This is a genomic window from Streptomyces sp. NPDC055189 (genome assembly GCF_053606765.1).
Window position 1 is genome coordinate 42,907 of the sequence record NZ_JBSGSG010000049.1, and the last position, 26,768, is coordinate 69,674.

A 26,768-nucleotide genomic window follows, 5' to 3' on the forward strand; every position below is an offset into this window, starting at 1 on the left:
GCCACGTGCACCGTCCTCCGTTCGGCCTGCCTGCCGTGGAGGATACGGGCAGACCGGTCAGGTCGCGGGGCGCCGGTCCGCGTACTCGAAGACCGTGCCGTCCGGGTGCACCGCGATGAGATTGCGGCCCACCGGCGTCGGGACGGGGCCCGCGATGACCCGGGCGCCGGACGCGTTCAGGACGGAGTACGCCTCGTCGACGTCCGGTACCGCGATCGTCGCCGAGACCTTCCGCAGGATCTCCAGCTCGCGCTCGGGTCCGCTCATCAACAGAAAGCAGCCGACCGCCGCGACGGACACGCCCTCTCGCTCGAAACGCTGCGCGGTACCGCCCGCGAGGCGTTCGTAGAAGGCGACCGAGGACTCCAGGTCCTCGACGCAGATACGCAGCGTGGCTCCCAGGATCTCCATACGGGCGAGCCTAGTTGGCCCGGCCGTCGTTCGAGATCGTTTCCGGCGACTTCCGGGAGTTCCATCCCGTGGCGGCCACCACATCGGCCGCGATCTCCCCGACCCGCCGCCCGTCCGTCGCCACGCGACGTGTGCCGTCGGCCGCGTGCTCCTGAAGGTGCCCGGCCATGAACGCGCTTCTGCGCAGCTGCTGTTCGAGCTCCGAGCCCAGCTCGCGCGCCGTGAGACGCTCCTCGACGGTGGCGTCCGTCGCGGTGAGGAGTACGCGGATGATGCGCGGTCCGCGCAGGGCGCCGGTGAACAGCCACTCCTCGCTGCCCAGGACGCTCGCCGAGTTCGTGTAGACGAGGCGGTGGCAGCCTAGGTCCGTGTAGTTCGCCCAGAGCGCCGCGAGGTTGCGCTCGGTGATCCGGGAGCGGTCGGGATCGCCCCTCGGCGCCGGGTGGACCGCGTCCAGGACGTCCCCCTCGATGTACGCGTGGCCCACGTCGGCCGCCCGCAGCAGCGCCGCGACCTCCCGGCCCACCGACGACTTGCCGGCCCCGGAGCGGCCTCCGATGAGCAGTGCTTCCGTCTTCAGCGCTTCTGTCTCCCGCATCGGCTGAGCGTGGCAGGCCCGCACTCCCTCACGCGACCCGGTATTCCTCGACCTCCTCCGTGCGCCGCAGCTCCAGGCCGTGGCCGATGCCGCCGTCGGGGCGGACGGTGCCGCCCGTCGGGTCGAGGGCGCCGTCGAAGAACATCGACTCGATCCGCACATGGTCGTGGAACCACTCGATGTGCCGCAGATTCGGTACGCACGAGGCGACCGCGGCATGAGCGTGCGGGGCGCAGCGGGCCGAGACCTCGATTCCGTGCGCCTGCGCGAGGGCCGCCGCGCGCAGCCATTCGGTCAGGCCGCCGCAGCGCGTCGCGTCCAGCTGGAGGCAGTCCACGGAGGGGACCATCCGTGCGAAGTACGCGAGGTCGTGGCCGTACCCGCCCGCCGTCACGTCGCAGACCAGCGCGTTCCGTACCAGCGCGAGCCCCCGCAGATCGTCCTCGGGCACCGGCTCCTCGAACCAGCCCACACCGTGCTCGGCGAGCGCCCGGCCCACCCGGATCGCCTGCTTGCGGTTGTAGCCGCCGCTCGCGTCGACGTACAGCTCGGCCTGCGGTCCGATGACGTCACGCGCGGTGCGCACCCGCAGCACGTCACGGGTGACCGCCCGCCCCCACCCCTCACCGACCTTGATCTTCACGCGGGGTATGCGCTGGCCGTGCACCCAGCCGTTGAGCTGGGCCGCCAGATGCGTGTCGTGGTACGTGGTGAAGCCCCCGCTGCCGTAGACGGGGACCTCGTCGCGGGCCGCGCCCAGGAGGCGTACGAGCGGAAGCTCAAGGAGGCGTGCCTTCAGGTCCCACAGGGCGATGTCGATCGCGGACACGGCGCAGGAGGCGGCACCGGCCCGGCCGGTGTTGCGGACCGCCTTCGTCATCGCCGCGTGCGCCGCAGGGATGTCGAGCGCGTCGAGGCCCGCGACGGCCGGGCCCAGCTGCTCGGCGATCAGGGACACGGTGGACGCGGGGGCATAGGTCCAGCCCGTGCCCGTGGCGCCGCCCGCGGTCACCTCGACGAACACGATGGTCGTGCTCTCCCAGGCGAAGGTGCCGTCCGCCTCGGGGGCGTCCGCTGGCACGAGGTAGGCGGATACGGCGGGGCTTTCGATGGGCACTGCGTCCTTCATCGGGACCGTCCTGGATCACGTGCGTGAGTGGGGGGCCGCGGGAGGCGTAGGAGGCGGCTGGGGCCCCGGCACCTGCGGCGGCGCGTCGTACGGGTATCCCTTTGCCCGGCGGGCAAACGGAGGCCGCGCCGCCCCCGCCCCGGAGTCCGGCGGAGTTTGGCGGCGATTCGCCCGGGGAACCGAGGGACCCGCGTGCCAGGGTCGTCGGGAGGTCTCGCGACCCGGGAACCGACGGCCGATGCCACCCGCGGACCGCCGGAACCGAGAGCCCCGTCCAAGGAGGACCCGCCATGACCACCAGTGAACTCGCCCAGCTCGCCAGGCAGCTGCGGGTCGACTCCGTCCGGGCCGCGGATGCCGCGGGCTCAGGGCACCCCACCTCCTCGATGTCCGCCGCCGACCTGATGGCGGTGCTCCTCGCGGACCATCTGCACTACGACTTCGACCGGCCCGACCACCCCGGCAACGACCGCTTCGTCCTCTCCAAGGGCCATGCCTCGCCGCTCATGTACGCGGCGTACAAGGCGGCGGGCGTGATCACCGACAGCGAGCTGCTGACCTTCCGCGAACAGGGCAGCCGCCTGGAAGGGCATCCCACCCCGCGCCGCCTTCCGTGGGTCGAGGTCGCCACCGGGTCCCTCGGCCAGGGGCTGCCCATCGGCGTCGGCATGGCCCTCTCGGGCAAACGGCTCGACCGGATCCCCTACCGGGTCTGGGTGCTGTGCGGCGACAGCGAGCTGGCGGAGGGCTCGGTGTGGGAGGCCGCCGAGCACGCCGGGTACGAGCACCTGGACAATCTGACCGCCGTCATCGACGTCAACCGCCTCGGGCAGCGCGGCCCCACCCGCCACGCATGGGACCTGGATGCCTACGCCCGCCGTTTCGCCGCCTTCGGCTGGCATGTCGTCGAGATCGACGGCCACGACCTGGACGCGGTCGAGCGCGCCTTCGGGCAGGCGCGTTCCACCAAGGGGCAGCCCACGGCCATCCTCGCCCGCACCGTCAAGGGCAAGGGCGTCGCCTCCGTCGAGGACCGCGAGGGCATGCACGGCAAGCCGCTGCCGGACGCCGCGGCGGCGATCGAGGAGCTGGGCGGCGTACAGGACGTGCACGTCGAGGTGCGCAAGCCCGCCGCCGCGCGGGCGCTGCACGCCACCCGCACCGGTCATCTGGAACTGCCGCGCCACGAGACGGGCGACTCCGTCGCCACCCGCGACGCCTACGGCCAGGCGCTCACCGCGCTCGGGACGGCGCGCGGCGACGTCGTGGCCCTGGACGGGGAGGTCGGCGACTCCACGCGGACCGAGTACTTCGCCAAGGAGCACCCCGAGCGGTACTTCGAGTGCTACATCGCCGAGCAGCAACTCGTGGCCGCCGCAGTGGGGTTGGCGGTCCGCGGCTGGGTCCCGTACGCGGCCACGTTCGCCGCCTTCTTCACCCGCGCCCACGACTTCATCCGGATGGCGGCGATCAGCGGCGCCGGCATCAATCTCGTCGGCTCCCACGCGGGTGTGGCCATCGGCCAGGACGGGCCCTCCCAGATGGGCCTGGAAGACCTGGCGATGCTCCGCGCCGTGCACGGCTCGACGGTCCTGTATCCGTGCGACGCCCACCAGACGGGGCGGCTCATCGCGCAGATGGCGGACCTGGACGGTGTGCGGTACCTGCGTACGTCGCGCGGGGACACGCCCGTCATCTACGGACCCGGCGAGGAGTTCCCGGTCGGCGGCTCCAAGGTCCTGCGCTCGTCCGACGCCGACCGGCTCACGCTGGTCGCCGCGGGCGTGACCGTGCACGAGGCCCTGACAGCGGCCGAGTACCTGGACCGTGAGGGCATCCAGGTGCGGGTCATCGACCTGTACTCGGTCAAGCCGGTCGACCGCGCGACCCTGCGCGAGGCCGCGGACCGTACCGGCTGCCTGCTCACCGTGGAGGACCACCGGCCTGAGGGCGGCATCGGCGACGCCGTCGCGGAGGCGTTCAGCGACGGGGGCCCGGTGCCGCGCCTCGCGCGGCTCGCGGTGAAGTCGATGCCGGGCTCGGCCACTCCCGATGAGCAACTGCACGCGGCCGGTATCGACGCCGAGTCCATCGCGGCGGCGGCGCGGCTGCTCGTGGAGCAGGCCGTCGTACGGTGAGCCCGGTCAGTGCCTGCCGGATTCCGCGGCCCGCGCCCTGAACCAGGCGTTGGCCGCGGGCCGGAACATCAGGACCAGCGCGGTGAGCACCGCGCTGAGCTGCAGGACGCGGCTCGCGCCGAACAGGACGTCCACCGCCCCCACGTCCCGAAAGGCGTCGCCCAGGGGGTGGTCGGCGAGCCACCGGACGGGTTCGGCCACCAGGGACAGCGTGCCGAGGACGCCGAGTCCCGCGGCGAGCGCCAGGCGGGCCCGGTTCCTGCCGCGGCGCAGCTGGACGGCGAGCAGGACGGCCGCCGAGCACACGGCCATCCGCGGCACCAGGCCGCCGGAGAGCTCCCCGGCGGACGTGCCGCCGTCGGCGATCAGCCTGCCTGCCATGAGCACCGCCTCGAAGAAGCCCGCCACGACCGCGGTGATCCAGAGGGCGAACGCGGCCTGCACGGGCGGGGGAGCGGAGGGCAGCGCGCCGCCCGTCCGCTCCCGTCGCGGGTGTACCGGAGTTCTGTGCGTTTCGTTCGCCACGGTGTGCCTCGCTCACTACGGTCCGACCTGAACCGTCCTTCTGAATCCTTCCGGCGTACGCGGCCGGGGGCACGCCTGTCGGCCCCCGTCCCCGGGTGTTGTCAGCACCCCCGCGCAGCATGAAAGGAACCCCACATGACACCCCGCACGACCAGCACACGGACACTGCGGGCGGGACGCCGCACCGTACGCCTGAGCCGTCCCGACAAGGTCCTCTTCCCGCCCGGCGGTTCGCAGGGCTCCGTGAGTCACACCAAGAGCGACCTCGCCGACTACTACCGGGCCGTCGCCCCGTTCATGCTGCCCCACCTGCGCGGCCGCCCCTTGATGCTGGAACGGCACCCGGACGGCGTCGACGGGCCCCGCTTCATGCAGAAGGACACCCCCGACCACTACCCGGACTGGATCACCCGCGCCGAGGTCGCCAAGGAGGGCGGCACGCTCACGCACACCGTGTGCGACGACACCGCCACCCTCCTCTACCTCGCCGACCAGGCCTGCCTCACGCTGCACCGCTGGATGTCCCGGGTCGGCGGCGCCGGCGGGGTCGATCACCCCGACCGGCTCGTCTTCGACCTCGACCCGGCCGGGGACGACTTCGGGCCGGTGCGCGAAGCGGCGCGGCTCACGGGGGAACTGCTCGACCACATCGGCCTTCCGTCCGCCCTGATGACCACGGGCTCGCGCGGACTGCACGTCATCGTGCCCCTCAACGGCCGCCACGACTTCGACGACGTACGCGCCTTCGCGAAGGATGTCGCCGAGACCCTCGCCCTGGCCCACCCCGAGAGGCTCACCACGGCCGCCCGCAAGAAGGACCGGGGCGACCGCCTCTATCTCGACGTGCAGCGCAACGCGTACGCGCAGACCGCCGTCGCCCCCTTCTCGGTCCGCGCGCGGCCGGGCGCCCCGGTGGCCGTGCCCGTCGCCTGGGAGGACATCGACGACCCCGCGCTCTCGGCCCGCCGCTGGACCATCGAGGACGCCGTCGAGCAGGCGCGCACCGACCCCTGGGCGGGCCTGCTCCGCTCGGGGCGCGCCCTGGGCCCGGCCCGCCGCAAGCTGCGCGCGCTGCGCGGCTGAGGTTTGGCCCGGGCACGCAGGGTCACCCGGACTTCTTGCTGCGGAGTGAGGAGCGAGACCAGTGAGCACCTACATCTACGGCATCGTCGCCGGACCGCACCCGGATCTGCCGGACGGCATGGACGGCATCGGCACACCGCCCTTACCCGTCAGGATCGTGCGCTGCGGGGAGCTGGCCGCGCTGGTCAGCGATGTCCCCGGGGACCTGAGGGCCGGACAGCGCGACCTGGAGGCGCACCACTGCGTCCTGACCGAGGCGGGTGCCCTGGGCGCCGTGCTCCCGATGCGTTTCGGCAGCCTCGCGCCCGACGACGGGGCGGTCTCGACGGTCCTCGCGGAGCGGGCCGACCACTACGCCGAGCGGCTGCGCGCCCTTGACGGCAGGGTCGAGTACAACGTGAAGGCCTCCCACAACGAACGGGCCGTCCTGCACCAGGTCCTCGGCGAGAACCCGGAACTGCGTGCCATGGTCGAGGCCAGCCAGCTGCGCAGCGGCGGCAGTCACGAGCAGAAGCTGGATCTGGGCGCGAAGGTCGCGGCGACCGTACGGGCGCGGGAGGCGAGCGACGCCGACCATGTGCGGCGCGCCCTCGAACCGACCACCGAAGCGGTCCGTGCGGGGCCGGAAGGGGAGGGTCGGCTGACCGATCTCTCCTTCCTCGTGCACCGCGACTCGGCCGGGGGATTCCTCTGTGCGGTGGACGAACTGCGCGCGGACCAGCCCCACTTGGATCTTCGGGTGCGCGGTCCGCTGCCCCCGTACAGCTTCGTCGATTTCGTCGATCCGGGCGCGGCAGAGCCCGCGGACCGAGGCCCGCGGGCTCTTTGACCTGTCGGATTGACTTGTGGGACGAGTGTGTCCGCGAACGCCGTACGGCTACCACCGGTACCAGCGGGACCTCGTTCCGGAGGCCGTCGTGCTGCGCATCAGGAATCCGACCAGCCAGATCACGAGCACGGCGATGGCGATCCACCAGAGAATCTTCACGGCGAACCCCGCACCGAAGAGGAGCAGGGCAAGCAGCAGGACGAGCAGGACAGGAACCATGATGTCGTACCTCCTGCTGTCCCGAGTGTCCCCAACTAGGCGCTCTACGCAGCCAATTGGAAACCCGTGCCCGGCTCGCGACCGTGCGTCCCGCCTCGCGCGTCACTTGCGGCAGAGGATCTCCCCGTGCAGCACGGCGAACCAGCCGTCCTCCCGCTCTCCCCACTGACGCCACGCGTCGGCGACGGCCCGCAGCTCACCCGCGTCGGCATGCCCGCCCTCGACGGCGCGTTCGGCGTACGAGGAGGCGACCGTGCGGTCCGCCCAGAGCCCGCTCCACCAGGCCCGCTCCTGTGCCGAGCTGTAGCACCAGGTGCCCGCGCTCGCGGTGATGTCACCGGCCCCGAAACCCGCCTCCAGCGCCCAGGACTTCAGGCGGCGTCCCGCGTCCGGCTCGCCGCCGTTGGCGCGGGCCACCCGCAGGTACAGGTCGAGCCAGTCGTCCATGACGGGGGAGGCCGGGTGCCAGGTCATCGCCGAGTAGTCCGCGTCGCGGACGGCGACGATGCCGCCGGGCGCACAGACGCGCCGCATCTCGCTCAGGGCGCGCACCGGGTCGCCGACGTGCTGGAGCACCTGGTGGGCGTGCACGACGCAGAAGGTGTCGTCCGGATAGTCCAGGGCGTGTACGTCGGCGACGGCGAACTCCACGTTCTCCAGGCCCCGTTCGGCAGCCGTCGCGCGGGCGCGGTCCAGGATGCCGGGTGCGTGGTCGACGCCCGTGACGTGACCGTCGGGGACCAGCTCGGCCAGGTCGGCGGTGATGGTGCCGGGCCCGCAGCCGATGTCCAGGATCCGCATGTGCGGCTTCACCGAGCCGACGAGATAGGCGGCCGAGTTGGCGGCGGTCCGCCAGGTGTGGGAGCGCAGGACGGACTCGTGATGTCCGTGCGTGTATACGGCGGTCTCCTCCGGCATGACGGGACTCCTTCGCGTTCGCTGCCGCTCGCTGCGGTGGACCGAACGCTACGCCGTCATGTCGAATAATGAGACCCGCATATCACTATGTGGTCACTGCCCGGCAGGGAGCGGCCGGTACACGGTCAGCGCCTCGGGCAGCTTGTCGATGAGCAACCCGCCCTGAACGGTGGCCACTTCACCGTCGAAGGCCGCCACCGTTCCCGTCTCCAGACCGTCGATCCGCAGTCCGGGCAGCCGCGCGGCGGCCTGCGCCGGAGAGCGCCTGACCGGCCCCGCGAGCGCCGCGGCGAGCAGCCGCGTACCCGGCTTGCGACCGCCGTGCACGATGCGTACGTCGAGCAGCCCGTCGGCCAGGTCGACCCTGCGGCCGGGAGTGAACCCCAGCCGGTGATAGGTGCAGTTGCCCGCGAAGAGCAGCCACAACGCCCGCTGCCTGCCCCGGAATTCGGCGTTCAGCGGCTGCCGGTCCGAACGGAGCAGCCGGGCGGCGGCGAGGGCGGCGGCGGCCCGGCTGCCGATGCGGTGGGCCCAGCGGTCGCGCAGCCGCACGAGCTCGGGGTAGACACCGAGGCTGAAGGAGTTGAGGAAGTAGCCCCGCGGGCCGCTCCCGGAGCTGAAGCGCCCGACGTCCACGGCGACCGCGTCCCCCGCCTCGACGGCACGGCGGAGATCACGCGGCTCCTCGACCCCGATGTCGTACGCGAAGTGGTTGAGCGTGCCGCCCGGCAGGACCGCGAGCGGCAGCCGGTGGCGCAGGGCGACCGGCACCGCGGCGTTGACCGTGCCGTCCCCGCCGCACACCCCGAGCACCCGGGCCCGCCCGGCGGCCTTCTCCAGCTCGGCGCCCAAATCCTCCGGCAGGCACTGGACGACCTCGGCGAGCGGCAGGGCTTCGAGCAGCGCCCCGGCACGTTCCGGCGCGCGGGCGGCGGTGTTGACCACGAGCACCAGACCCTTGCCGCCGCGCAGGGCGGGGGCGTCCACGCGGGGCCTGCCCGGCGGCGGCAGCAGGTCCCGGGTCGGCACCATGCCGCGCACCGCGAAGGCCGCCCCCGCGCCGAGCGCCGCCCCCGCGAGGACATCGCTCGGGAAGTGCACGCCGGTGTAGACGCGGGACAGCGCGACGGCACCCGCGACGGGCGCGACACCGGCGCCCCACCCCCGCGACTCCAGCGCGACGCCGGTGGCGAAGGCGGCTGCCGACGCGGAGTGCCCCGAGGGGAAGGACGTGGTGAGCGGCTGCCGCTTCAGCCGGCGCATCAGCGGCACCCCGTCGAGCATCGGCCTGGCCCGGCGCACCGAGCGCTTGCCGAGGGTGTTGACGGCGGCGGAGGCGAGCGCGAGCGACGTGCTCCCGCGCAGCGCGGCACGCCGCGCGCGGGGCGAGCCGGTCGTCGCTATCCCGGCGGCCACACCGAACCAGAGCAGGCCGTGGTTCGCGCTGCGGCTCAGGCGGGGCAGGAAGCGGTCGGCGCCCGGCCAGTGCCGGGTGGCGATCGCGTCGAAGGTCCGGTGGTCCAGGGCGATGAGGCGCGTTCGCAGAGGCATGGAGGGCGGATACCCCCCGGGGCCGCTTCCTTGCCCGCGGGGGCCGGACATGTCGGAAAACCGACCCGCCGGACGGCCGGGAGCCGGGCCGGGAGCCGCGCCGGGACCGTCCGGCCCGGAAGGGCATGACGAAACGCATTTGCAGCAACGTGCACCCGACACAGACAATCCCCGCATGGGACATCTGGAAGCCGCGCACATCGAGTACTACCTGCCGGACGGCCGGGCTCTGCTCGGCGATGTCTCATTCCGGGTCGGTGAGGGCGCCGTCGTCGCCCTCGTCGGGGCGAACGGCGCGGGCAAGACGACCTTGCTCCGCCTCATCTCGGGCGAGATCCAGCCGCACGGCGGCTCCGTCACCGTCAGCGGCGGCCTCGGCGTCATGCCGCAGTTCGTGGGCTCCGTGCGCGACGAGACGACCGTGCGCGACCTGCTCGTCTCCGTGTCCAACGCACGTATCCGCGAGACCGCGAAGGCCGTGGACGTCGCCGAGCACCTGATCATGACCGTCGACGACGAGGCCGCCCAGCTCCAGTACGCCCAGGCGCTCTCCGACTGGGCCGAGGCCCACGGCTACGAGGCCGAGACGCTCTGGGACATGTGCACCACCGCCGCGCTCGGCATCCCGTACGACAAGGCGCAGTTCCGCGAGGTCCGCACGCTCTCCGGCGGCGAGCAGAAGCGCCTGGTGCTCGAAGCCCTGCTGCGCGGCGGCGACGAGGTGCTGCTCCTGGACGAGCCGGACAACTACCTCGACGTTCCCGGAAAGCGCTGGCTCGAGGAGCGCCTCAAGGAGACCCGCAAGACCGTCCTGTTCGTCTCGCACGACCGCGAGCTCCTCTCCCGCGCCGCCGAGAAGATCGTCAGCGTCGAGCCGGGTCCCGCGGGCGCCGACGCCTGGGTGCACGGCGGCGGCTTCGCCACCTTCCACGAGGCGCGGCGCGAGCGGTTCGCGCGCTTCGAGGAGCTGCGCAGGCGCTGGGACGAGAAGCACGCCCAGCTGAAGAAGCTGGTGCTCAGCCTGCGCCAGGCCGCATCCATCAGCCATGAGCTCGCCTCGCGGTACGCCGCCGCGCAGACCCGCCTTCGCAAGTTCGAGGAGGCGGGGCCGCCGCCCGAGCCGCCGCGCGAGCAGGACATCACGATGCGGCTGCACGGCGGGCGCACGGGCATCCGGGCCATCACCTGCAAGGGTCTTGAGCTGACGGGCCTGATGAAGCCCTTCGACCTGGAGGTCTTCTACGGCGAGCGCGTGGCCGTCCTCGGCTCGAACGGCTCGGGCAAGTCGCACTTCCTGCGCCTCCTGGCCGGCGGCGACGTCGCGCACACCGGCGAGTGGAAGCTCGGCGCGCGCGTCGTGGCGGGACACTTCGCGCAGACCCACGCCCACCCGGAGCTCTTCGGCCGCACCCTCCTGGACATCCTGTGGCGCGAGCACGCCCAGGCCAAGGGACCCGCCATGTCGCGCCTGCGCCGGTACGAGCTCACCGGACAGGCCGAGCAGCGCTTCGAGCGGCTCTCGGGCGGCCAGCAGGCGCGCTTCCAGATCCTGCTCCTGGAGCTGGAGGGCTCCACCGCCCTGCTGCTCGACGAGCCCACCGACAACCTCGACCTGGAATCGGCCGAGGCGCTCCAGGAGGGCCTCGAAGCGTACGAAGGGACGGTGCTCGCCGTGACGCACGACCGCTGGTTCGCCCGTTCCTTCGACCGTTATCTCGTCTTCGGCAGCGACGGTCTCGTACGCGAGACGCAGGAGCCGGTGTGGGACGAGCGGCGGGTGGAGCGCGCGCGGTAGCGGCGCGTTCCGGCCGCAGCAGGGCCGCAGAAGGGCCGCGGGCGGGCAGCCCCTTCCGGCTCCGGAAGAACGGCAAGCGGTAGCGCCTCCCGGCTCCGGGAGGACAATGGCGGGTATGGCAGACACGACTGGCACAGCAGGCCCGTCCGACCAGGCGGGCCACCCGCTCCTCGCCCGGCACGCGGCCGCCCTGGAACTGTTCACGGACCGGGTGCACGCGGTCGGCGGCGACCAGTGGGACGCGGACACGCCGTGCGCCGACTGGTCCGTGCACGACCTCGTCAACCACCTCACCACCGAGCAGCTCTGGGTGCCCTCACTGGTCCGTGACGGCGCCACCATCGACTCGGTCGGCGACGCCTTCGACGGCGACATGCTCGGCCCCGACCCGGTGGCCTCCTGGGACACGGCCGCCGAGGCGTCCCGCGAGGCGTTCCGCGAGCAGGGCGCCCTCGACCGCACGGTCCATCTCTCCTCCGGCGACTCGGACGCCGACTTCTACTGCGGGCAGATGATCAGCGACCTCGTCGTGCACGCCTGGGACCTCTCCAGGGCCATCGGCGCGGACGAAAAGCTTCCGGATGACCTCGTCTCCTTCTCGCTACGGGAAATCAAGCCGTACGCTGCGGACTTGGCGAAGACCGGGCTCTTCGCCCCCGCGGTGGAACCACCACAGGGCGCCGACGAGCAGACCCAGCTTCTGAGTCTGCTGGGGCGCAAGGTGTAGCCGCGGGTGCACGAGTGACGGCGGGGGAGCAGGTGGTCACGCGTGAGTACTGAGGCGTTGAAGACGTCCTTCAGGACCGCGGACGTGGACGAGGCACGGAAGATGATCGGTGCCACGTTCTACAGCAATTTCATGGACGTCATCGACGGACAGCGGCCCTTTAGGGCCGAGTTCGACATCGGACGGCTCGGCGCGCTCACCGTCGGCGAGCTGAGCTGCGGCGCCGATGTGCGGATGCGGGTCGGCGAACTGGGCGCGTACCACGTGAACATCCCGCTCGGCGGGCAGATGTACTTCCGCCAGGGCGGCGGCGCGAGCACCGTCGCGACGGCGGAGCGGGCCGGGGTGTTCCAGCCCGTCGGCGACACGGTGGTGGAGCGCTGGACAGGCGACTGCCGGGTGCTCGCCGTGAAGATGGACCGCGAGGCGCTGGAGCAACGCCTCGAACAACTCATCGGCAGGCCCGCCCGCGCCCCGCTGACGCTCGCGCCCGAACTCGACACCACCCGTGGTCCCGGCCGCAGCTGGAGCAGGCTCGTCACCACGGTCATCCAGGACCTGCAAGAGGAGCCCGACGCGGCGCCGCAGGCCCGGACGTCGCTCTACACGTCACCGCTGGTGGCGGCGCCCCTCCAGGAGGCGATCCTGAGCGGCTTTCTGCTCGCCGTCGAACATCCCTTCCGCGCCGAGCTCAGCGCTCCGGCACGGAGGCTGCGCCCGGCGCCGGTGAAGCGTGCGATGGACGCCGTCCACGAGCGGCCCGAGCATCCGTTCACGCCCGCCGGGCTCGCCGCCGAGGCGCGGGTCGGGGTGCGCTGGCTCCAGGAGGCGTTCCGCCGCTACGTGGGCATGTCGCCGATGGCGTACGTGCGTGACGTGCGGCTGACCCGCGTGCGCGACGAACTGCGGGCGGCGGAGCCCGGAGCGCTCAGCGTGAGTGAGGTGGCGCACCGGTGGGGCTTCAGCCATCTGGGGAGGTTCGCCGAGCAGTACCACGCCCGGTTCGGGGAGCTGCCGTCCGAGACGCTGCGGAGCTGAACCGCCGGTGACGAGTCGGCCTGCCCGCGTCGCAGGGCCGTGCGCTATGCGGACAGCGGCTGCGCTCAGCGGATCGTGGCCCGGGGGGTGATGGATTTATCGTTTCACCTGTCGCCGGTTGGGCCGGTCGCTGTCCGGGGTGCGTAACCCGCTCCGGGGGCAACGACCGTGACGGACCGCCGGGGATGATCCGGCCCGGCCAATGGCCGGGCCGGGCCCGCGCCGCGGGTCCGGTCGCTCCCCCTGCACCACCCGTGCAACCGGACCCGCTCCCTGCGGACCGGGCCAGGACCCCGCCCGGCCCGAGGGCCGGGTCCGTCGCCGGCCGCGTTCCGTGTCCGCCCTTCAGGCGGACTCGGCGAGATCCGAGAGGGTCACCATGCCCACCGGCTGACCGTCCTCGACGACGGGCAGCCTGCGCACGGCGTACTCGAGCATCAGGCTGACCGCCGAGGACACCGCGTCATCCGGCGCGACCATCACCGGATTTGGCGTACACACGGCCTGCGCGCTGACGGTAAGGGGATCGGCGCCGTCGGCGACGGCCCGCAGCGTGATGTCCCGGTCGGTGAGCACGCCGACCACCCGGCCGGCCGTGGCCACCAGGACATGACCGATGTCCTGCGCGCGCATCAGCTGCGCCGCTTCCACCAGCGAGGCATCGGGTCCTATCGCCACGATTCCCGGTGTCATGACGTCCCTGACGACAACAGCCATGGCTGGGCCTTTCTGTGGGGTGTCCGGGCCCCGCCGCAGTACCCCTGTGCGGCCGGACCATGCGGGGTCGGCACGCGTTTGTTTGTCGCCGGGACCTCGGGGCAGGCGGACTGGACAGTGCTTCGGACCGGAGGCACGTCCGTGGGAGCGGCTCCGCTCGCCCGGGTGTGCCCTGCCGTGGCCTGGCGCGCATCCCACGGTGACCCTTCAACCCAAGGCACCCCCCGAGGGAGTTGCGACGCATCATGCGATCCGACGCGCGACAGACGAAGCGCCATCCGCACGACGACGCCCCCGACACGGCCGCCGCTTTCCGCAGGCTCACCGAGATGCCGCACGGTCCCGAACGCGACGCACTGCGCCAGGAACTGGTCAAGGCCTGGCTGCCGATGGCCGAGCGGCTCGCGGGCCGGTTCCGCAACCGCGGCGAGGCACTGGACGACTTGCGCCAGGTCGCGGCACTCGGCCTGGTCAAGGCCGTCGACCGGTACGACCCCGAGCGCGGCAGCGCCTTCGAGAGCTACGCCGTGCCGACCGTCACCGGCGAGATCAAGCGCCACTTCCGCGACCACATGTGGACCCTCCATGTGCCGCGCCGGGTACAGGACTTGCGCAACCGCGTCCGGTTCGCCCGCCAGGAGCTGACCCAGACCGTCCCCGGCCGCGCGCCGACCCTCGTGGAGATCGCCGAGAAGGCGCAGCTGTCCGAGGAGGACACGGCCGCCGGTCTGGAGGCCCTCGACAGCTTCACCGCGCTCTCCCTGGACGCCGAACTGCCGGGCAGCGAGGACGGATACGCGCTGCGGGACGCGATCGGCGCACCCGACCCCGCGCTCGATGTCGTCATCGACCGCGAAGCCGTCAAGCCGCGCATCGCCGCGCTGCCGGAGCGGGAACGCGACATCCTCTACATGCGCTTCTTCGGCGACATGACGCAGAGCCGCATCGCCGAGCGGCTCGGCATCTCCCAGATGCACGTCTCCCGGCTGATCAGCCGCTGCTGCGACCGCCTGCGCGACCAGGTCATGCAGGACGCCGCCTAGCTCCCGCGCGCCGGGCCATGGCCAGCGCGATGTGGCGGGACATCACGTCGACCGCCTGCGCCTCGGCCATCGAGAAGGCAAGACGAGCCCCGCTCCTGAACAGCGTGAGCACCCCTTCCACCGGGCCGTCCGGGCGCCCCCTCAGCGGCACGCACAGCAGGGACGTCACCTGCGCGCGTACCAGGACGGGGGCGCCGGAGGCGTCCCGTCCGAAAGACTCCGGGTCCTCCGGACGGACCTGGAGCGTGGGCGCCCCGCCCCGTGCCGCCTCGGCGACGAGGGGGCACGCGGCGGGGTCCTGCGCGAGTACGTCGCCGACCGGCGCGTCCTCCGGCCCGAGGACGGTCGTACGCCGCTGCCGCGCGGCCCCTTCGTCGGCGATCACCCAGTCCGCGAACCGCGGGTGCAGGACACCGGCGGCGCGTTCGAGCACGGCCGCGCGGTCCCCGGCGGGAGCGGTGAGCAGCGCGGTGGTCATGGCGTCCGAGAGGTCGAGACGGGCCGCGTGCCGGGTCGCCTCGCCGAGGTCGGGAGCGGGCGCGTGCGCCCGGAAGGTCTCCTGCGGCGCCCCGCGCGAGCCGGTGGGCCGGGCGGCCGGCTGCAGCACCACCAGGACGGCGGTGCGCGGCTCGGCCCCCGGCCGCAGCGCGGTGAGCGTGGCGCGGACCGGGAGGTGCGGACTGCGCTGGAGGTGGACGGTGAGGCTGCGGTCGCCGTCGCCGCGGGCGACCGCAGCGGTCTGCGAGCGGAAGGCGACCCGGTCCGCGTGCAGCAGGAATCCGGTCAGGGGTCTGCCGGTCGCGTATCCGGCGCGAGCGCCCGTGAAGCCGGTCGCCGCGAAGTTCATCCGCCGGACCACCGACTCCCGGTCGACCAGGGCGACGGGCAGGGGGAGGCGCTGGAAAATGGCCTGCAGGAGCCGCTGCTCGTCCCGGTCGGGCACACTGCCGCCGAGGTGGCCGTCCGCGGCGAGTTGTTCGTAGAGGGGTATCAAACGGTGGGCGACCTGGTCGAGTTCGAAGATCGCCGCGTCGAGGACCGTGCCGAGGTCGTCCGGCGGTACGGAGCGGGCCGATTTCAACTCGGTGACACGGCGCACGAAATCGGCGATGTCTTCACCGAACTCCTCCGTCTTGGCCATGTGCTGAACGTAACTGCTGGGGGCGTTTTCCGGAGGGTCTCACGGGAACGCGGTGACAAGGAGGAGGAAACATCATGCCCCTCACACCCGAACCGGACCTGGCAGGACCGGAATCAGCGATGCCGGGACGCAGGCTCTCCGAACTCGCCGAACAGGCCGTGCGCTGCACCAGCGCCTGCTGCGGCGCGGGCACGACCGTCTCGGAAGGCGGCAGCGAACACCCCGCGGCGGTGACCCATCCCGACCTTGCGGGGCTCGTCGCCGTCCAGCTGCGCTCGGGCGACGGACCCATCCCGGCCGCACAGGAGCGCGGTGCACCGGTGGAGACCGGTGATCTGCTGCGGGACGATCGGTGGCCCGAGTACCGCGCCATGGCGCTCGACTCCGGCCTGCGCTCCAGCATCACGCTCCCCTTCCAGCGCGCGGGGCTCACGGTCACCCTGACCCTGTTCAGCTTCCGCCCCGACGCCCTCGACGACGTCCCGCACGGCCCCGCCCGGGCCTTCGGTGACCTCGCCACCACGGGCCTGGTCCGCGACCGGCGCTACCGCGCGGCCCTCGCCGAGCTCGACCACCTCGGCACGGCCCTGCGCACCCGACCCGTGGTCGACCAGGCATGCGGCATCGTCATGCACGTCCTGACCTGCGACGCGGACAGGGCCTTCACGATGCTGCGCCGCATCTCCCAGACCACGAACCGCAAGCTTGCCGACGTCGCATCGGCGGTGGTCCGGACGCGGGGCAAGGGCATCGAGCGCGAACTCTCGCAGCTGGCCGCCGAAGACTGACCCCGCGGCGCCCCGGCGCATCCACTCGGCCGAATCCACCAGGCCGAAGCCTCCCGCGCGCGCGAAGCGGCCCGCCGCGTTTCGATGGATACATGCGGACGGAACCCGAAGGCCGTGGCCCTGTCCGGTACGGACCTCCCCTGCCGGAGCCGGGCCTGCCCGTCCTGCCCGGCCTTTCCGCCGTGCTCGCCGGTGCCGCAGGCCGCGCCCACGCCGAACCGCCCGGCGGCAGCCCCGCCCTCCTGGACGCCGCGAGCGGCTACTGGGCCCGGCGGGGCCTGGCCGCGGAGCAGGACCGGGTCGCCGCCGCACCGGGAGCCGCGCCCCTGCTGCTCGCCCTGACCGCCGCGATCGGCGGCGGCGACGTCCTGCTCCCGCGCCCCTGTCCCGCCTGGTGGGAGCCGCAGGTGCGGCTGCTCGGCCGGTCGGTGCACCACGTGCCGACGCCCGCCGAGTGCGGTGGCGTCCCCGATCCGTACGCCCTCCTGGAGACCGTCCGCCGCATCCGCGCCGAGGGCGGCACCCCGCGCCTCCTCGTGCTCTCCGTCGCCGACGATCCGACCGCCACCGTGCCGCCGCCGGAAGTGCTGCACGAGGCCGTCGAGGCGGCCGCGGACGAGGGCCTGCACGTCGTCAGCGACGAGACCTGGCGCGACACCCTGCACCGGCCGCACGACACCCTGCTCATAGGCCCCGCCGAGATGGCTCCCGACCGGGTGACGGTCCTGGCCGATCTCCGCGGAGCGTTCCTGCCGCCGGGCTGGCCCGCCGCGATCGCCCGGTTCCCCTCCGGCGAAGGCGGCGCCGCGCTGCGCGACCGCACCCTGGACGTTCTCACCGCGCTCGGCGCGAGCGTCGCGGCGCCGGTCGGGGCGGTGGCTTCGTACGCCCTGGGCGAGCCGGACGAGGTGACCGACCGCCTCGCCCGTGCGACCCGCCTGCACGCGCGCGTGGCCGCCGCCGCACAGCGCGCGGTGCTCGCGGCGGGCGCGCTCGCCCGGCCCCCGCAGACGGGCCGCCACCTCTACGCCGACCTCGGCCCGCTCCGCGAGGACCTGGCCGCACGCGGCGTCGGCGACTCGCAGGACCTGGAGAACTTCCTCGGCGAACGCCTCGCCATGCCCGCACCCGGCGGCCACCGTTTCGGCGACGACCCGGGCGCACTGCGCGTACGCCTGTCCACCTGGCCGCTGCTCGGCTCGACCGGGCAGGAGCGCCTGACCTCGCTCGAAGCGGCGGACGCGCTCGAACTGCCGCACGTGGAGCGCGCGTTGACCAGCCTCGGTGCGGTCTTCGACGAACTCCGCGCAGCCGTCTAGGACGCAGCTGTCCAGGATGCAGCCGTCTAGGACACGGCCCGCCGGACCTTGCGCCACAGTGCGGGCGCCGTGCTGATCAGCACCGTCAGAGCGACCGCCACCACCACGCCCTGCCACGGCTCCTTGAAGAGGGAACCGCCGAGAATGCCGATCAGCTGGTACGTCAGGGCCCAGGCGAGGCACGCGGGCACATCCCCGCGGGCGAACTCGCGCAGCGGCATCTTCGCCATCAGACAGGCCAGCATCACCGGAATCCGCCCGGCGGGCACCAGCCGGGACAGGACGAGCACAAGGACGCCGTGGTCCGCGAGCTTCTCCTGCGCCTGCGCGAGACGGTCCTCGGGAGCGCGGTCACGGATCGCCGCGAGCCAGCGCGAGCCGTTCTTCGAGTGCATGCCGCGCCGGCCGAGCCAGTACAGCGCGATGTCCCCGAGGAACGCGGCGAGCGCCGACACCCCGAACACGATGAGCAGCGAGAGGGGCGCCGTCTGGTGCACGGCCACCACGGCGGCCGAGCTGACGAGCGCGCCCGTGGGCACCACGGGCACCAGCGCGCCCAACACGATGAGCAGGAACAACGTGGGATAGCCGACCGCCTGCTGCGTCGACTCCGGAGTCACCCCGAAGGCCCCGAAGGACAAGGCGAGGATCACTGAGGATCTCCTCCGGTGACCTCGGGCCGCACGCTCTCGCCGTGCCCCAGACGGTGCACCGCCACATCGGGCGCGAGCCGCGCCGCCTGGCGCACGAACTCCTCGCCCGGCGTGTGGAACTCGTGCGGCCGCACGGCATCCATGCCGATCGGCCAGTACGTGCCGTAGTGCACCGGCACCGCGCTGCGCGGCGCGAGCCTCGCCAGGGCGAGGGCCGCCCGGCCCGCGTCGAGATGGCCGTGGCCGAGATAGGGCCCCCAGCCGCCGACCGGGAGCAGCGCCACGTCGACCTCACCGACCTCGTCGGCCATCGAGTCGAAGAGCCCGGTGTCCCCGGCGAAGTACGTCCGCGCCTCGCCCCGCACCACGAAGCCCAGGGCGGGCGTGCCGTGCGGCCCCACGGGCAGCCGCCGCCCGTCGTGCCGCGCCGTCACCACCCGTACGCTCAGGTCGCCGACCCGCACCTCGTCCCCCGGCACGACGTCGACCAGGTCCAGGTGGGCGAGCCTGCGCGCGAGCCCCGGCACCTGCCGCCGGGCGCCGCGCGGAAGCAGCACCCGGGTGCCGGGCGCGATCCGCGCGAGGGAGGGCAGATGCAGATGATCGGCGTGCAGATGGGACAGGAGCACGGCGTCGGCGACGGCCGCCCCGGGCGGCGGGAGCGCGCCTCTGCGCCGGCGCAGATGGGCCAGACGACGGGCGAACAGCGGGTCGGTGAGCACCCGCAGACCCGAATCCTCGACCGTGCAGGTGGCATGACCCCACCAGGTGATCTCCACCGGCACTCCGGTTCCTCCTTCACGCGACTGTTTACGAGCCTACGGCCAGGAGTAGGGTCTTCGGCTGACGCCAGTGGTGAGGACGCCAGAGGTGAGGGGGACGCGATGGGAGATGCCGCGAGCGTGACAGTGGTGCGGGTCGCCGCGATCGCCAGCCTGACACCGCTGGAGGAACTGGACGACGACCCCTTCCTGGTGGACTCCCGCAGCCAGCACGCGATGTGCGCGCGCTGGGCCGCCGCCAGGGGGTACGTCATCACGCGCGAACTCGTCGTGCGCGGCCTTCCCGCCGACCATGCCGTGCTCTGGGCCGATGTCGACGAGGGGCTCGTGGACCTCTTCGTCGTGCCCAGCCGCCGGGTCCTTGACAGCGCGCTGCGCTCGCCGGACGAGTTCACCGCGGAGTGCGGGCGGCGCGGAGTGCGGATCGAGACGGCGGGCCTCGCGGAACCCTCGTACGACGCGGTGATGAAGGCCCACGTCCACCGGCGTCTGTCCATGCCGACCGCGGGATACGACGGTCGCTGACCTGTCGCCGCCCGGCCGTACACCCTGTGACACGCTGGTGTCCGGATCTGTCATGAAACGTGAGGCGGCGCGGCGTGGGGCGAGAGCGATGGCGGGCGGTCGGCAGCGTGGTGTGGCGCTCCGTCGCCGTATGGCTTGTCAGCACGCTCACCATGCTCACGCTCGCCGGAATCCTGCCCGACTTCCAGCTGCAGTCCGACAACGGCGACAGCGCCACCCGCATCGCCAGCACGGCCGCCCTCGGCGCCGGCGCCTTCGGCCTGCTCTCCTCGCTGGTGTGGCCCCTGCTCGTACGGGCCCTGCTGCTCGTGCCCGCGCTGGTCCTGGGCCTCCTCGCCTTCGCCCTCAACGGCTCGCTGCTGCTGCTCGCCCTCAGCCTCATCCCCGACGGCCGCGGTGAGGCCAACCCCGAGACCGCCGTCGTCGTCGCCGCCGTCATGTCCGCCGTCGCCTCCGCCACCGGAGGTGCCCTCGCCGTCCGCGACGACGACGCCTACCGCCGCCGCCTCTACCGCCTGGCCGACCGCAGGCGCCGCCGCCGTGCCGAAGGACAGAGCGGCCCCGTACCGCCCGGCACCGTCTTCATCCAGCTCGACGGCGTCGGCCACGACGTCCTGCGCACCGCCGCGGACAACGGCCTGATGCCGACCATCGCGGGCTGGCTCGGCCAGGAGGGCGAGCCCAGCCACCGCCTCACCCCCTGGCGCACCGACTGGTCGAGCCAGACCGGGGCGAGCCAGCTCGGCATCCTGCACGGCTCCAACCACGACGTCCCCGCCTTCCGCTGGTACGAGAAGGACACCGGCGAGGTCATGGTCTCCAACCGGCCCGCGTCCGCCGTGGAGCTCCAGCGCCGCGCCATCGAGCGCACCGGCGACGGCGGCCTCCTCACCCTCGACGGCGCGAGCCGCGGCAACCTCTTCAGCGGCGGCGCCGAGCAGATCGCCCTCGTGCTCTCCATGGCCGCACGCCGCGGCAAGGAGAACCGCTCGCGCGCCGGATACTTCGCCTACTTCTCCGATCCCGCCAACGCCGTGCGCACCGCCCTGTCCTTCGTCGCCGAGGTCGGCCGCGAGATGGGCGAGTCGACCCGCGCACGGCTCAGGAAGCAGCGCCCGCGCATCGGCCGGGGCGGGCTCTACCCCTTCATCCGCGCCTTCGCGACCGTCGTCGAGCGCGACGTCGTCGTCGCCGCGGTCATCGGGGACATGCTCGTGGGGCGCAGCGCGGTCTACGCCGACCTGGTGGCGTACGACGAGGTGGCCCACCACTCGGGGCCCAGCGGCAGCGACGTCGACAAGGTCCTCCAGCGCCTGGACCGCTCCCTCGCGCTGATCGCGAAGGTCGCCGAACACGCTCCCCGCGCCTACCGCATCGTGGTCCTCTCCGACCACGGCCAGAGCCCCGGCGAGACCTTCCGCGCCCGCTACGGCCTCACCCTCGGCGACCTGGTCAGGGCGGGCTGCGGCCTGCCCGTGCCCCGCAAGGCGCGGCGCACGCACAGCGGCGCCGAGGCCCGCTCGGCGGTGCGCGCCGCGCTGCGCCGCCCCGTCGAGGAGGGCGCGGGCAAGGACCGCCCCGCGGGCGAGGCGGAACCCGTCGTGCTCGCCTCCGGCAACCTCGGCCTCGTCTCCTTCCCCGACGTCCCGCACCGCATGACCCGCGAGGAGATCGACCTGCGCCACCCGGCGCTCCTGCCCACCCTCGCCAACCACCCGGGCGTCGGCTTCCTCCTCGTACGCGGCGAGGACCGCGGCCCGGTCGTCCTGGGCGCGCGCGGCAGCGAGGTGTACCTCGACGAGAAACCCGACGACCTCGGGCCGCTCACGGACTTCGGGCCCGGCGCCGCCGACGCCGTGCGCCGCACCGACGGCTTCCCGCACGTCGCCGACATCATGGTCAACTCCTGGTACGACCCGCAGGACGGCGAAGTCCTCGCCTTCGAGGAGCAGATCGGCTCGCACGGCGGGCTCGGCGGCGCCCAGGGCCACCCCTTCCTCCTGTCGCCCCTCGTGCTCTCCGCGCCGGTCGACCAGGGGCAGGAACTCGTCGGCGCCGAGCGGGTCCACGAGGTGCTTCGACGGTGGCTCGGCGAGTACCAGGGACCCGAGGTTCCGCTGGTGGGAGGGGGTGCGACGGCCGCGCAGGATCCCCGGCAAGGCGCCCTTGGCGGCACAGCTCTTGCGGCCACAGACCCTTCCCCGCAGGACAAAACACGCTGATTTTGTGCGGTTCCCTCCGTGCCCGAACATGTCTGACGCCCCGGCGATCCCGGGACCGGCACGATGAGAGGCACCACCCCCATGCACGACACCGGAACCGTGAACCAGCCGGCTCCGGCCCCGGACCAGGAAGACCAGCGGACAGAGCAGCACGCCGACAAGTTCGCCGACCAGCCCGCGGACCAGCACAGCAAGCACGCCCGCCGCTTCGGCCTCCCCATCGCCACCTGCCTCGTCATGGGCAACATCGTCGGCGGCGGCATCTTCCTGCTCCCGGCCTCCGTCGCCCCCTTCGGGACCATCAGCCTCGTCGCGTTCGGCATCCTCACCGCGGGCGCCATCGCCCTCGCCCTGGTCTTCGGGCGGCTCGCGCAGCGCGATCCGCGCACCGGAGGACCGTACGTCTACGCACGCGCCGCGTTCGGCGACTTCGCCGGCTTCCTCGCCGCCTGGTCCTACTGGGCCACGGCCTGGGTGTCGAACGCCGCGCTCGCCGTCGCCGCCGTCGGCTACCTGGACGTCCTGATACCGGTCAACGACCACAAGTGGACCGCCTGCCTGGCCGCCCTGGTCCTGCAACTGCTTCCCGCGCTCGCCAACTTCGCGGGCACCCGGTACGTCGGCGCGGTGCAGGTCGTCGCCACCGTCCTGAAGTTCCTGCCGCTGATCCTGGTCGCCGTGGGCGGTCTGTTCTTCTTCGACAGCGCCAACCTCGGTCCCTTCCAGGCGAGCGGCGACAGCCCGGCCGGTGCGATCTCCGCCTCCGCCGCGATCCTGCTCTTCTCCTACCTGGGCGTGGAATCGGCCGCGGTCAGCGCCGGTGAGGTGCGCGACCCGCGGCGCAACGTCGGGCGCGCCACCATTCTCGGCACCCTCGGCGCCGCCCTCGTCTACCTGCTCGGCACCGTCGCCGTGTTCGGCACGGTCGCCCACGACAAGCTCGTGGGCTCCACCGCGCCCTTCTCGGACGCCGTCAACGTCATGTTCGGCGGCTCCTGGGGCGGTACGGCGGTGGCGCTCGCGGCGGTCGTGTCGATCCTCGGCGCCCTCAACGGCTGGACCCTCCTGAGCGCCCAGACGCCGTACGCCGCCGCCAAGGACGGGCTCTTCCCCGCCCCCTTCGGCAAGAAGAAGCGCGGCGTGCCGACCGTGGGCGTTCTGGTCACCGTCGTCCTCGCCTCGCTCCTGACCGTCTACAACTACACGGCGGGATCGAGCGGCGTCTTCGAATCCCTCGTCCTGATCACCACGTTCACCGCGACCGTGCCCTACCTCCTGGCCACCGCCGCGCAGCTCTACTTCCTCGTCTCCGGGCAGGGCGAGCGCGTCGACCGCGCCCGTCTGGTGCGGGACGGCATCCTCGCGGGCATCGCGTGCGGGTTCTCCATGTGGCTCGTCGCCGGGTCCGGCTACGCGGCCGTCTACCAGGGCGTCCTGTTCCTCTTCGCGGGCGTGCTCGTCTACGCGTGGATGGCGGCCCGCAAGGAGCGGACCGCCACCCACTGATCCCCCGACCCCCGTCGGTCCGGGGTCTCCCGGTGGTCCGGGACTACCTGGCCAGCGGCGCGACCACCCAGCGTCGCGTGGTGAACATGCCGTCGGGCGGGCCGATCTCGATCAGCTTGCGGGCGGCCGGGTAGGCCTCGTTGCCCTCGATCTCATAGCCGACGTCGAACGTGCCCGGCACGTCCCTGACCTGGGGCTCCTGTTGGGCCTTCGCCCCCTTCGCGCCCTGGCCGCCCGGTTCGCCGGCCGTCACGGCGGCGAGCTCGGCGAGCAGCTGCCGCTGCGCCGCCGCCAGCGCCTCGCGCGGGTCACGGGCCCGTGGCGTCGCCGCCGCAGCGGCCTTGCCGCCCGCGGGCGGCGGCGCGATGTCGGTGCTCGGCTCGCGCGTCGTGCCGGTGGCCTCACGGGTGGAGATCTGCGCCTGGACGACGGTGGCGTCATTGTCCAGGACGACGCGGATGAGACCGCGGTCCGGCGTGATGACCGGGACGCCGCCGAAGACCTGCCGGAACGTCACATGGGTCTCCAGCGAGACCGGCTTCCCGAGCTCGGAGCCGTCCTTCGCCCCGGAGTTCTGCATCAGGTCGTGCACGCTGTCCACGACGAGGTCGGCGCCGTCGGCGTGCTGCTCGGCGAACGCGCGCGCCGCCTCGACCGCCCGGTCCGTGGGCAGCTGACGCAGGTTGCGGTGGTTGGCCTCGGCGAGCTTGACCCACCGGTTGGCGTGCGGCGCCGTCGAGATGGTCCGGTCGCCGGAGGCGGCGCTCAGCACGCCCTGCCGCTCGACCTGCACCTCTTGCAGGGCCGCCGACGGGAAGTCGGCGATACGGCCCAGCTTGGTGAGCTCCTCGCCCGGATTGCGCGGCGCGAGCTGCACGATCTGCGGGCTGGTCGGCGCCTGCGTCATCGGCTCCCTGAGGCTGTCGCGCGCGTAGTACCAGCGCCACGCGTACCAGTTGTCCGGCACGTGCTCGCGGTAGAGGGTGCGCTCGCCGTTGAGCCGGGCCGTGGCCTCCGCCTGGTTGGCGCCGACCGCCGCGACCGAGGGCGCCTGGCCCTTGTAGATGTCCCAGCTCGCGTTCAGCCAGGCGTCGGTGAAGGTCTGCCCGGCCCGCCACTTCTCCCAGAACTTCTTGCCGTAGTCCGGGCTGTCGATGCTGACGGTCTCGAACCCGAAGATCATGCGGAAGCCGATGTTGGGCCCCGCCCAGGTGCGGATCGGGGAGTGCCCGCCGAGGACCCGCAGCGAGGTGCAGGTGGACCAGAAGACGTAGTTCGCCTTTTCGTTGCCGAGCGCCATCCGGTTCGAGACCGCGTCGCTGCGACCGTCCCAGACCGCGCCGAGCGGCGCGAAGAAGACGCCGTTGTTGTCCATGCCGCCGTGGCCGGAGTGGTAGACGGCCACCACCGCGTCCATGCCGTACCGGTCCTGCCAGTTGTCGTACGTCTCCTCGTACGCCCAGACCTGTGCTCCGCCGTCCGCGAACCAGAAGTTGCGGTCGTAGAACTGCTGGAGGTACGCCAGCCACCCGGTGGCATCGGCGTGCGTGTGGAAGAGAGGGGACTGATTGACGAACTTCTGGATGCTGAAGGCGCCCCACCAGCCGAAAGTCGAGTCACGGGTGGCGGCGGCCCCCGGCTTCGCCCCTTCCAGCGGGGACGGACCGCGGTCCGAGTAGTTCATGCGCATGGCCAAACCCCCTGAGTGATCTCCTCGTCCGTGCGAGGGGGCCTCAAGGTGTCACCGCCCGACTGCCTTGCCCAGTTGCCATTCAGGCCATAGCGACCGCGCACCGGGACTCGCGCGGCGCCTCACGTACCCCGTCCAGGGGCCTACCGGGTGGTACGCGACGGGCTCCCGTGCCGGTCGCCGCTTCGGAAAATGGTGTGCGTCACGGCTCCCGCAGCGCACACACTGTTCGCATCGGACCCCGCGCACCTGCGCGCCCCCCTCGAACACCTCCAAGGAGCCCGCGCGTGCAGGCAGCCGTCAGTGTCACCCCCGCCAGGATTCCCGAGCTGCTGCTCGGCCTCGCGACGGTGCGGCCCGTTTTCATCTGGGGGGCTCCCGGCATCGGAAAGTCGTCCCTGGTAAGAAAGTTCGCCGACTCCCTCGGCCTGGAGTGCGTGAGCCTCCTTGGCACACAGCTCGCTCCTGAGGACCTCATCGGCGTGCCACAGATCCGTGACGGGCGGTCCGTCTTCTGCCCGCCGGAGTCGATCGCGCGGGACGAGCCGTACTGCCTGTTCCTCGACGAGTTGAACGCGGCGACGCCCGACGTACAGAAGGCGTTCTACTCCCTGATCCTGGACCGGCGCATAGGCAACTACGAGCTGCCCGAGGGGTCGATCGTGATCGGCGCGGGAAACCGCGCCACGGACAACGCCCTCGCCCGGCCGATCTCTTCCGCCCTGGTCAACCGCCTTGCCCACGTGCACCTTTCGGCGTCGGCGACGGACTGGCTCGGGTGGGCGGTGGAGCACGGAATCCACCCGTGGATCACCGACTACCTGACCGACCGTCCCGACCACCTGTGGTCGAAGCCGCCGAAGACGGAGGAGCCGTTCTCGACGCCCCGGTCGTGGCACATGCTCTCTGACGCGCTCCATTCCTTCGGGCCGACGCTGGACGAGGAGACCTTGAAGGTCGTCGCGCACGGGACGCTGACTCCCGCGCACGCGGTGGCGTTCTGCGGCTACGTCAAGGTGGTCCGGAGCCGTTTCGGGCTGGACGCGATTTTGAAGGGCGACGCGCGGTGGCCTCATCGGCCGGAGGAGCGGGACCTCCTGTACTACCTCGCGGAATCCTTCCGGGGGCGGCTGGCGAAAGACCTCCCTTCTTCGAAGGAACACGCGTCCCCGGCGGTCCGCCAGACTGCTTACCGGGCGAAGTCCCTGCTGGTGCAGCTGGCGGAGATCTCGGTGGAGGTCGCGCAGATCGTCATCGCGGACGACGCGGACGGAAATCCGCTGCTTCCGGCGTGGTTCTTGGTGGAGGCGGCTAGGGATATGCCCCGGCTGGTGGAAGCAAGGCGTTAATTTTCCCCAACCCCGCCCCTTCCCGAGAACCGTGCCTGCGCCCCGGACCTACCTGGGGCTCCGCCCCAGACC

The 26,768-nt window shown here is 72.6% G+C and carries 25 protein-coding genes; 13 read left to right on the forward strand and 12 right to left on the reverse strand.

The window, feature by feature from the left end:
- Window positions 1-57 precede the first annotated feature (57 nt).
- The 3 genes from ACWFR3_RS28795 to ACWFR3_RS28805 are packed head-to-tail and all read right to left on the reverse strand — an operon-like array spanning window position 58 to window position 2,138.
- Window positions 58-411, reverse strand: a complete 354-nt coding sequence (locus tag ACWFR3_RS28795; protein WP_397715317.1) for a VOC family protein — start codon at window positions 409-411, stop codon at window positions 58-60.
- A 10-nt stretch (window positions 412-421) separates the two neighbouring features.
- Complete coding sequence (locus tag ACWFR3_RS28800) at window positions 422-1,009, reverse strand: hypothetical protein (protein ID WP_453737559.1); 588 nt, start codon at window positions 1,007-1,009, stop codon at window positions 422-424.
- Window positions 1,010-1,037: 28 nt separating this feature from the next.
- On the reverse strand, window positions 1,038-2,138 hold the full coding sequence (locus ACWFR3_RS28805; protein ID WP_453737560.1) for an enolase C-terminal domain-like protein: 1,101 nt from the start codon (window positions 2,136-2,138) through the stop codon (window positions 1,038-1,040).
- 290 nt (window positions 2,139-2,428) lie between these two features.
- Between ACWFR3_RS28805 and ACWFR3_RS28810 the strand changes: the two genes are divergently transcribed.
- A complete protein-coding gene (locus ACWFR3_RS28810) occupies window positions 2,429-4,276 on the forward strand; it encodes a transketolase (protein WP_453737561.1) in 1,848 nt (615 codons plus the stop codon).
- A gap of 6 nt (window positions 4,277-4,282) precedes the next feature.
- Here ACWFR3_RS28810 and ACWFR3_RS28815 read toward each other — a convergent pair whose 3' ends face one another.
- A complete protein-coding gene (locus tag ACWFR3_RS28815; RefSeq protein WP_453737562.1) occupies window positions 4,283-4,801 on the reverse strand; it encodes a hypothetical protein in 519 nt (172 codons plus the stop codon).
- A 135-nt stretch (window positions 4,802-4,936) separates the two neighbouring features.
- On the opposite strand from ACWFR3_RS28815, the gene ligD reads away from it, so the two are divergent.
- Together ligD and ACWFR3_RS28825 are read left to right on the forward strand one after the other, a co-directional pair.
- Window positions 4,937-5,884, forward strand: a complete 948-nt coding sequence (gene ligD / locus ACWFR3_RS28820; RefSeq protein WP_453737563.1) for a non-homologous end-joining DNA ligase — start codon at window positions 4,937-4,939, stop codon at window positions 5,882-5,884.
- A 61-nt stretch (window positions 5,885-5,945) separates the two neighbouring features.
- Window positions 5,946-6,713, forward strand: coding sequence for a GvpL/GvpF family gas vesicle protein (locus ACWFR3_RS28825; RefSeq protein ID WP_453737564.1), 768 nt, complete (start codon window positions 5,946-5,948; stop codon window positions 6,711-6,713).
- Window positions 6,714-6,761: 48 nt separating this feature from the next.
- On the opposite strand, the gene ACWFR3_RS28830 is transcribed toward ACWFR3_RS28825, so the two are convergent.
- The 3 genes from ACWFR3_RS28830 to ACWFR3_RS28840 all read right to left on the reverse strand — a co-directional run bounded on the left by ACWFR3_RS28830 (window position 6,762) and on the right by ACWFR3_RS28840 (window position 9,401).
- Window positions 6,762-6,932: a hydrophobic protein gene (locus ACWFR3_RS28830; RefSeq protein ID WP_453737565.1), complete on the reverse strand. Its 171-nt coding sequence runs from the start codon at window positions 6,930-6,932 to the stop codon at window positions 6,762-6,764.
- A gap of 102 nt (window positions 6,933-7,034) precedes the next feature.
- The gene (locus tag ACWFR3_RS28835; RefSeq protein WP_453737566.1) at window positions 7,035-7,850 is read right to left on the reverse strand and encodes a class I SAM-dependent methyltransferase; all 816 of its coding nucleotides are present in this window, start codon (window positions 7,848-7,850) and stop codon (window positions 7,035-7,037) included.
- Between the two features lie 93 nt (window positions 7,851-7,943).
- Window positions 7,944-9,401, reverse strand: a complete 1,458-nt coding sequence (locus ACWFR3_RS28840; RefSeq protein WP_453737567.1) for a phosphatase PAP2 family protein — start codon at window positions 9,399-9,401, stop codon at window positions 7,944-7,946.
- Window positions 9,402-9,576: 175 nt separating this feature from the next.
- Between ACWFR3_RS28840 and ACWFR3_RS28845 the strand changes: the two genes are divergently transcribed.
- From ACWFR3_RS28845 to ACWFR3_RS28855, 3 genes are all read left to right on the forward strand, one after another.
- Complete coding sequence (locus ACWFR3_RS28845; RefSeq protein ID WP_453737568.1) at window positions 9,577-11,196, forward strand: ABC-F family ATP-binding cassette domain-containing protein; 1,620 nt, start codon at window positions 9,577-9,579, stop codon at window positions 11,194-11,196.
- Window positions 11,197-11,311: 115 nt separating this feature from the next.
- Complete coding sequence (locus ACWFR3_RS28850) at window positions 11,312-11,923, forward strand: TIGR03086 family metal-binding protein (RefSeq protein ID WP_453737569.1); 612 nt, start codon at window positions 11,312-11,314, stop codon at window positions 11,921-11,923.
- Between the two features lie 42 nt (window positions 11,924-11,965).
- Entirely contained in the window at window positions 11,966-12,961 is a 996-nt protein-coding gene (locus tag ACWFR3_RS28855; RefSeq protein ID WP_453737570.1) for an AraC family transcriptional regulator, read from the forward strand.
- Between the two features lie 345 nt (window positions 12,962-13,306).
- On the opposite strand, the gene ACWFR3_RS28860 is transcribed toward ACWFR3_RS28855, so the two are convergent.
- Window positions 13,307-13,678 carry a CBS domain-containing protein gene (locus ACWFR3_RS28860; protein ID WP_453737571.1) on the reverse strand — a complete coding sequence of 124 codons (372 nt, stop codon included), beginning with the start codon at window positions 13,676-13,678 and terminating at the stop codon, window positions 13,307-13,309.
- A 245-nt stretch (window positions 13,679-13,923) separates the two neighbouring features.
- Here ACWFR3_RS28860 and ACWFR3_RS28865 point away from each other — a divergent pair, with 245 nt between their 5' ends.
- The gene (locus ACWFR3_RS28865; RefSeq protein ID WP_453737572.1) at window positions 13,924-14,721 is read left to right on the forward strand and encodes an RNA polymerase sigma factor SigF; all 798 of its coding nucleotides are present in this window, start codon (window positions 13,924-13,926) and stop codon (window positions 14,719-14,721) included.
- Here the strand turns inward: ACWFR3_RS28865 and ACWFR3_RS28870 are convergent.
- Window positions 14,702-15,862 carry a PAS domain-containing protein gene (locus ACWFR3_RS28870; protein WP_453737573.1) on the reverse strand — a complete coding sequence of 387 codons (1,161 nt, stop codon included), beginning with the start codon at window positions 15,860-15,862 and terminating at the stop codon, window positions 14,702-14,704. The genes ACWFR3_RS28865 and ACWFR3_RS28870 overlap by 20 nt on opposite strands.
- A 74-nt stretch (window positions 15,863-15,936) precedes the next feature.
- On the opposite strand from ACWFR3_RS28870, the gene ACWFR3_RS28875 reads away from it, so the two are divergent.
- Together ACWFR3_RS28875 and ACWFR3_RS28880 are read left to right on the forward strand one after the other, a co-directional pair.
- The gene (locus ACWFR3_RS28875) at window positions 15,937-16,650 is read left to right on the forward strand and encodes an ANTAR domain-containing response regulator (RefSeq protein WP_453737574.1); all 714 of its coding nucleotides are present in this window, start codon (window positions 15,937-15,939) and stop codon (window positions 16,648-16,650) included.
- A gap of 92 nt (window positions 16,651-16,742) precedes the next feature.
- Window positions 16,743-17,969, forward strand: coding sequence for an aminotransferase class I/II-fold pyridoxal phosphate-dependent enzyme (locus tag ACWFR3_RS28880; RefSeq protein WP_453737575.1), 1,227 nt, complete (start codon window positions 16,743-16,745; stop codon window positions 17,967-17,969).
- Between the two features lie 26 nt (window positions 17,970-17,995).
- Here the strand turns inward: ACWFR3_RS28880 and ACWFR3_RS28885 are convergent, their stop codons facing one another.
- Both ACWFR3_RS28885 and ACWFR3_RS28890 read right to left on the reverse strand, forming a co-directional pair.
- A complete protein-coding gene (locus tag ACWFR3_RS28885; protein WP_453737581.1) occupies window positions 17,996-18,619 on the reverse strand; it encodes a DedA family protein in 624 nt (207 codons plus the stop codon).
- On the reverse strand, window positions 18,619-19,407 hold the full coding sequence (locus tag ACWFR3_RS28890; protein WP_453737576.1) for an MBL fold metallo-hydrolase: 789 nt from the start codon (window positions 19,405-19,407) through the stop codon (window positions 18,619-18,621). Before ACWFR3_RS28890 ends, ACWFR3_RS28885 begins: the two co-directional genes overlap by 1 nt.
- A 117-nt stretch (window positions 19,408-19,524) precedes the next feature.
- Here ACWFR3_RS28890 and ACWFR3_RS28895 point away from each other — a divergent pair, with 117 nt between their 5' ends.
- The 3 genes from ACWFR3_RS28895 (at window position 19,525) to ACWFR3_RS28905 (ending at window position 23,657) form a co-directional block, all read left to right on the forward strand.
- On the forward strand, window positions 19,525-19,929 hold the full coding sequence (locus tag ACWFR3_RS28895) for a hypothetical protein (protein WP_453737582.1): 405 nt from the start codon (window positions 19,525-19,527) through the stop codon (window positions 19,927-19,929).
- Between the two features lie 152 nt (window positions 19,930-20,081).
- Window positions 20,082-22,151, forward strand: coding sequence for an alkaline phosphatase family protein (locus tag ACWFR3_RS28900; protein ID WP_453737583.1), 2,070 nt, complete (start codon window positions 20,082-20,084; stop codon window positions 22,149-22,151).
- A gap of 81 nt (window positions 22,152-22,232) precedes the next feature.
- Window positions 22,233-23,657 (forward strand): amino acid permease, encoded by a 1,425-nt coding sequence (locus ACWFR3_RS28905; RefSeq protein WP_453737584.1) that lies wholly within the window; start codon window positions 22,233-22,235, stop codon window positions 23,655-23,657.
- A 43-nt stretch (window positions 23,658-23,700) separates the two neighbouring features.
- Here ACWFR3_RS28905 and ACWFR3_RS28910 read toward each other — a convergent pair whose 3' ends face one another.
- Complete coding sequence (locus ACWFR3_RS28910) at window positions 23,701-25,347, reverse strand: DUF6345 domain-containing protein (RefSeq protein ID WP_453737577.1); 1,647 nt, start codon at window positions 25,345-25,347, stop codon at window positions 23,701-23,703.
- Window positions 25,348-25,634: 287 nt separating this feature from the next.
- Here ACWFR3_RS28910 and ACWFR3_RS28915 point away from each other — a divergent pair, with 287 nt between their 5' ends.
- Window positions 25,635-26,696 (forward strand): ATP-binding protein, encoded by a 1,062-nt coding sequence (locus ACWFR3_RS28915; RefSeq protein ID WP_453737578.1) that lies wholly within the window; start codon window positions 25,635-25,637, stop codon window positions 26,694-26,696.
- Window positions 26,697-26,768 lie beyond the last annotated feature (72 nt).

Excerpts from the sequence above, each read along its gene's own strand:
- ACWFR3_RS28870 (WP_453737573.1), bottom strand. The coding sequence starts at position 15,862 with ATGGCCAAGACGGAGGAGTTCGGTGAAGACATCGCCGATTTCGTGCGC.
- ACWFR3_RS28840 (WP_453737567.1), bottom strand. The coding sequence starts at position 9,401 with ATGCCTCTGCGAACGCGCCTCATCGCCCTGGACCACCGGACCTTCGAC.
- ACWFR3_RS28900 (WP_453737583.1), top strand. The coding sequence starts at position 20,082 with ATGCTCACGCTCGCCGGAATCCTGCCCGACTTCCAGCTGCAGTCCGAC.
- ACWFR3_RS28860 (WP_453737571.1), bottom strand. The coding sequence starts at position 13,678 with ATGGCTGTTGTCGTCAGGGACGTCATGACACCGGGAATCGTGGCGATA.
- ACWFR3_RS28810 (WP_453737561.1), top strand. The coding sequence starts at position 2,429 with ATGACCACCAGTGAACTCGCCCAGCTCGCCAGGCAGCTGCGGGTCGAC.
- ACWFR3_RS28865 (WP_453737572.1), top strand. The coding sequence starts at position 13,924 with ATGCGATCCGACGCGCGACAGACGAAGCGCCATCCGCACGACGACGCC.
- ACWFR3_RS28805 (WP_453737560.1), bottom strand. The coding sequence starts at position 2,138 with ATGAAGGACGCAGTGCCCATCGAAAGCCCCGCCGTATCCGCCTACCTC.
- ACWFR3_RS28875 (WP_453737574.1), top strand. The coding sequence starts at position 15,937 with ATGCCCCTCACACCCGAACCGGACCTGGCAGGACCGGAATCAGCGATG.
- ACWFR3_RS28835 (WP_453737566.1), bottom strand. The coding sequence starts at position 7,850 with ATGCCGGAGGAGACCGCCGTATACACGCACGGACATCACGAGTCCGTC.
- ACWFR3_RS28845 (WP_453737568.1), top strand. The coding sequence starts at position 9,577 with ATGGGACATCTGGAAGCCGCGCACATCGAGTACTACCTGCCGGACGGC.
- ACWFR3_RS28830 (WP_453737565.1), bottom strand. The coding sequence starts at position 6,932 with ATGGTTCCTGTCCTGCTCGTCCTGCTGCTTGCCCTGCTCCTCTTCGGT.
- ACWFR3_RS28800 (WP_453737559.1), bottom strand. The coding sequence starts at position 1,009 with ATGCGGGAGACAGAAGCGCTGAAGACGGAAGCACTGCTCATCGGAGGC.
- ACWFR3_RS28795 (WP_397715317.1), bottom strand. The coding sequence starts at position 411 with ATGGAGATCCTGGGAGCCACGCTGCGTATCTGCGTCGAGGACCTGGAG.
- ligD (WP_453737563.1), top strand. The coding sequence starts at position 4,937 with ATGACACCCCGCACGACCAGCACACGGACACTGCGGGCGGGACGCCGC.
- ACWFR3_RS28880 (WP_453737575.1), top strand. The coding sequence starts at position 16,743 with ATGCGGACGGAACCCGAAGGCCGTGGCCCTGTCCGGTACGGACCTCCC.
- ACWFR3_RS28905 (WP_453737584.1), top strand. The coding sequence starts at position 22,233 with ATGCACGACACCGGAACCGTGAACCAGCCGGCTCCGGCCCCGGACCAG.
- ACWFR3_RS28850 (WP_453737569.1), top strand. The coding sequence starts at position 11,312 with ATGGCAGACACGACTGGCACAGCAGGCCCGTCCGACCAGGCGGGCCAC.
- ACWFR3_RS28910 (WP_453737577.1), bottom strand. The coding sequence starts at position 25,347 with ATGCGCATGAACTACTCGGACCGCGGTCCGTCCCCGCTGGAAGGGGCG.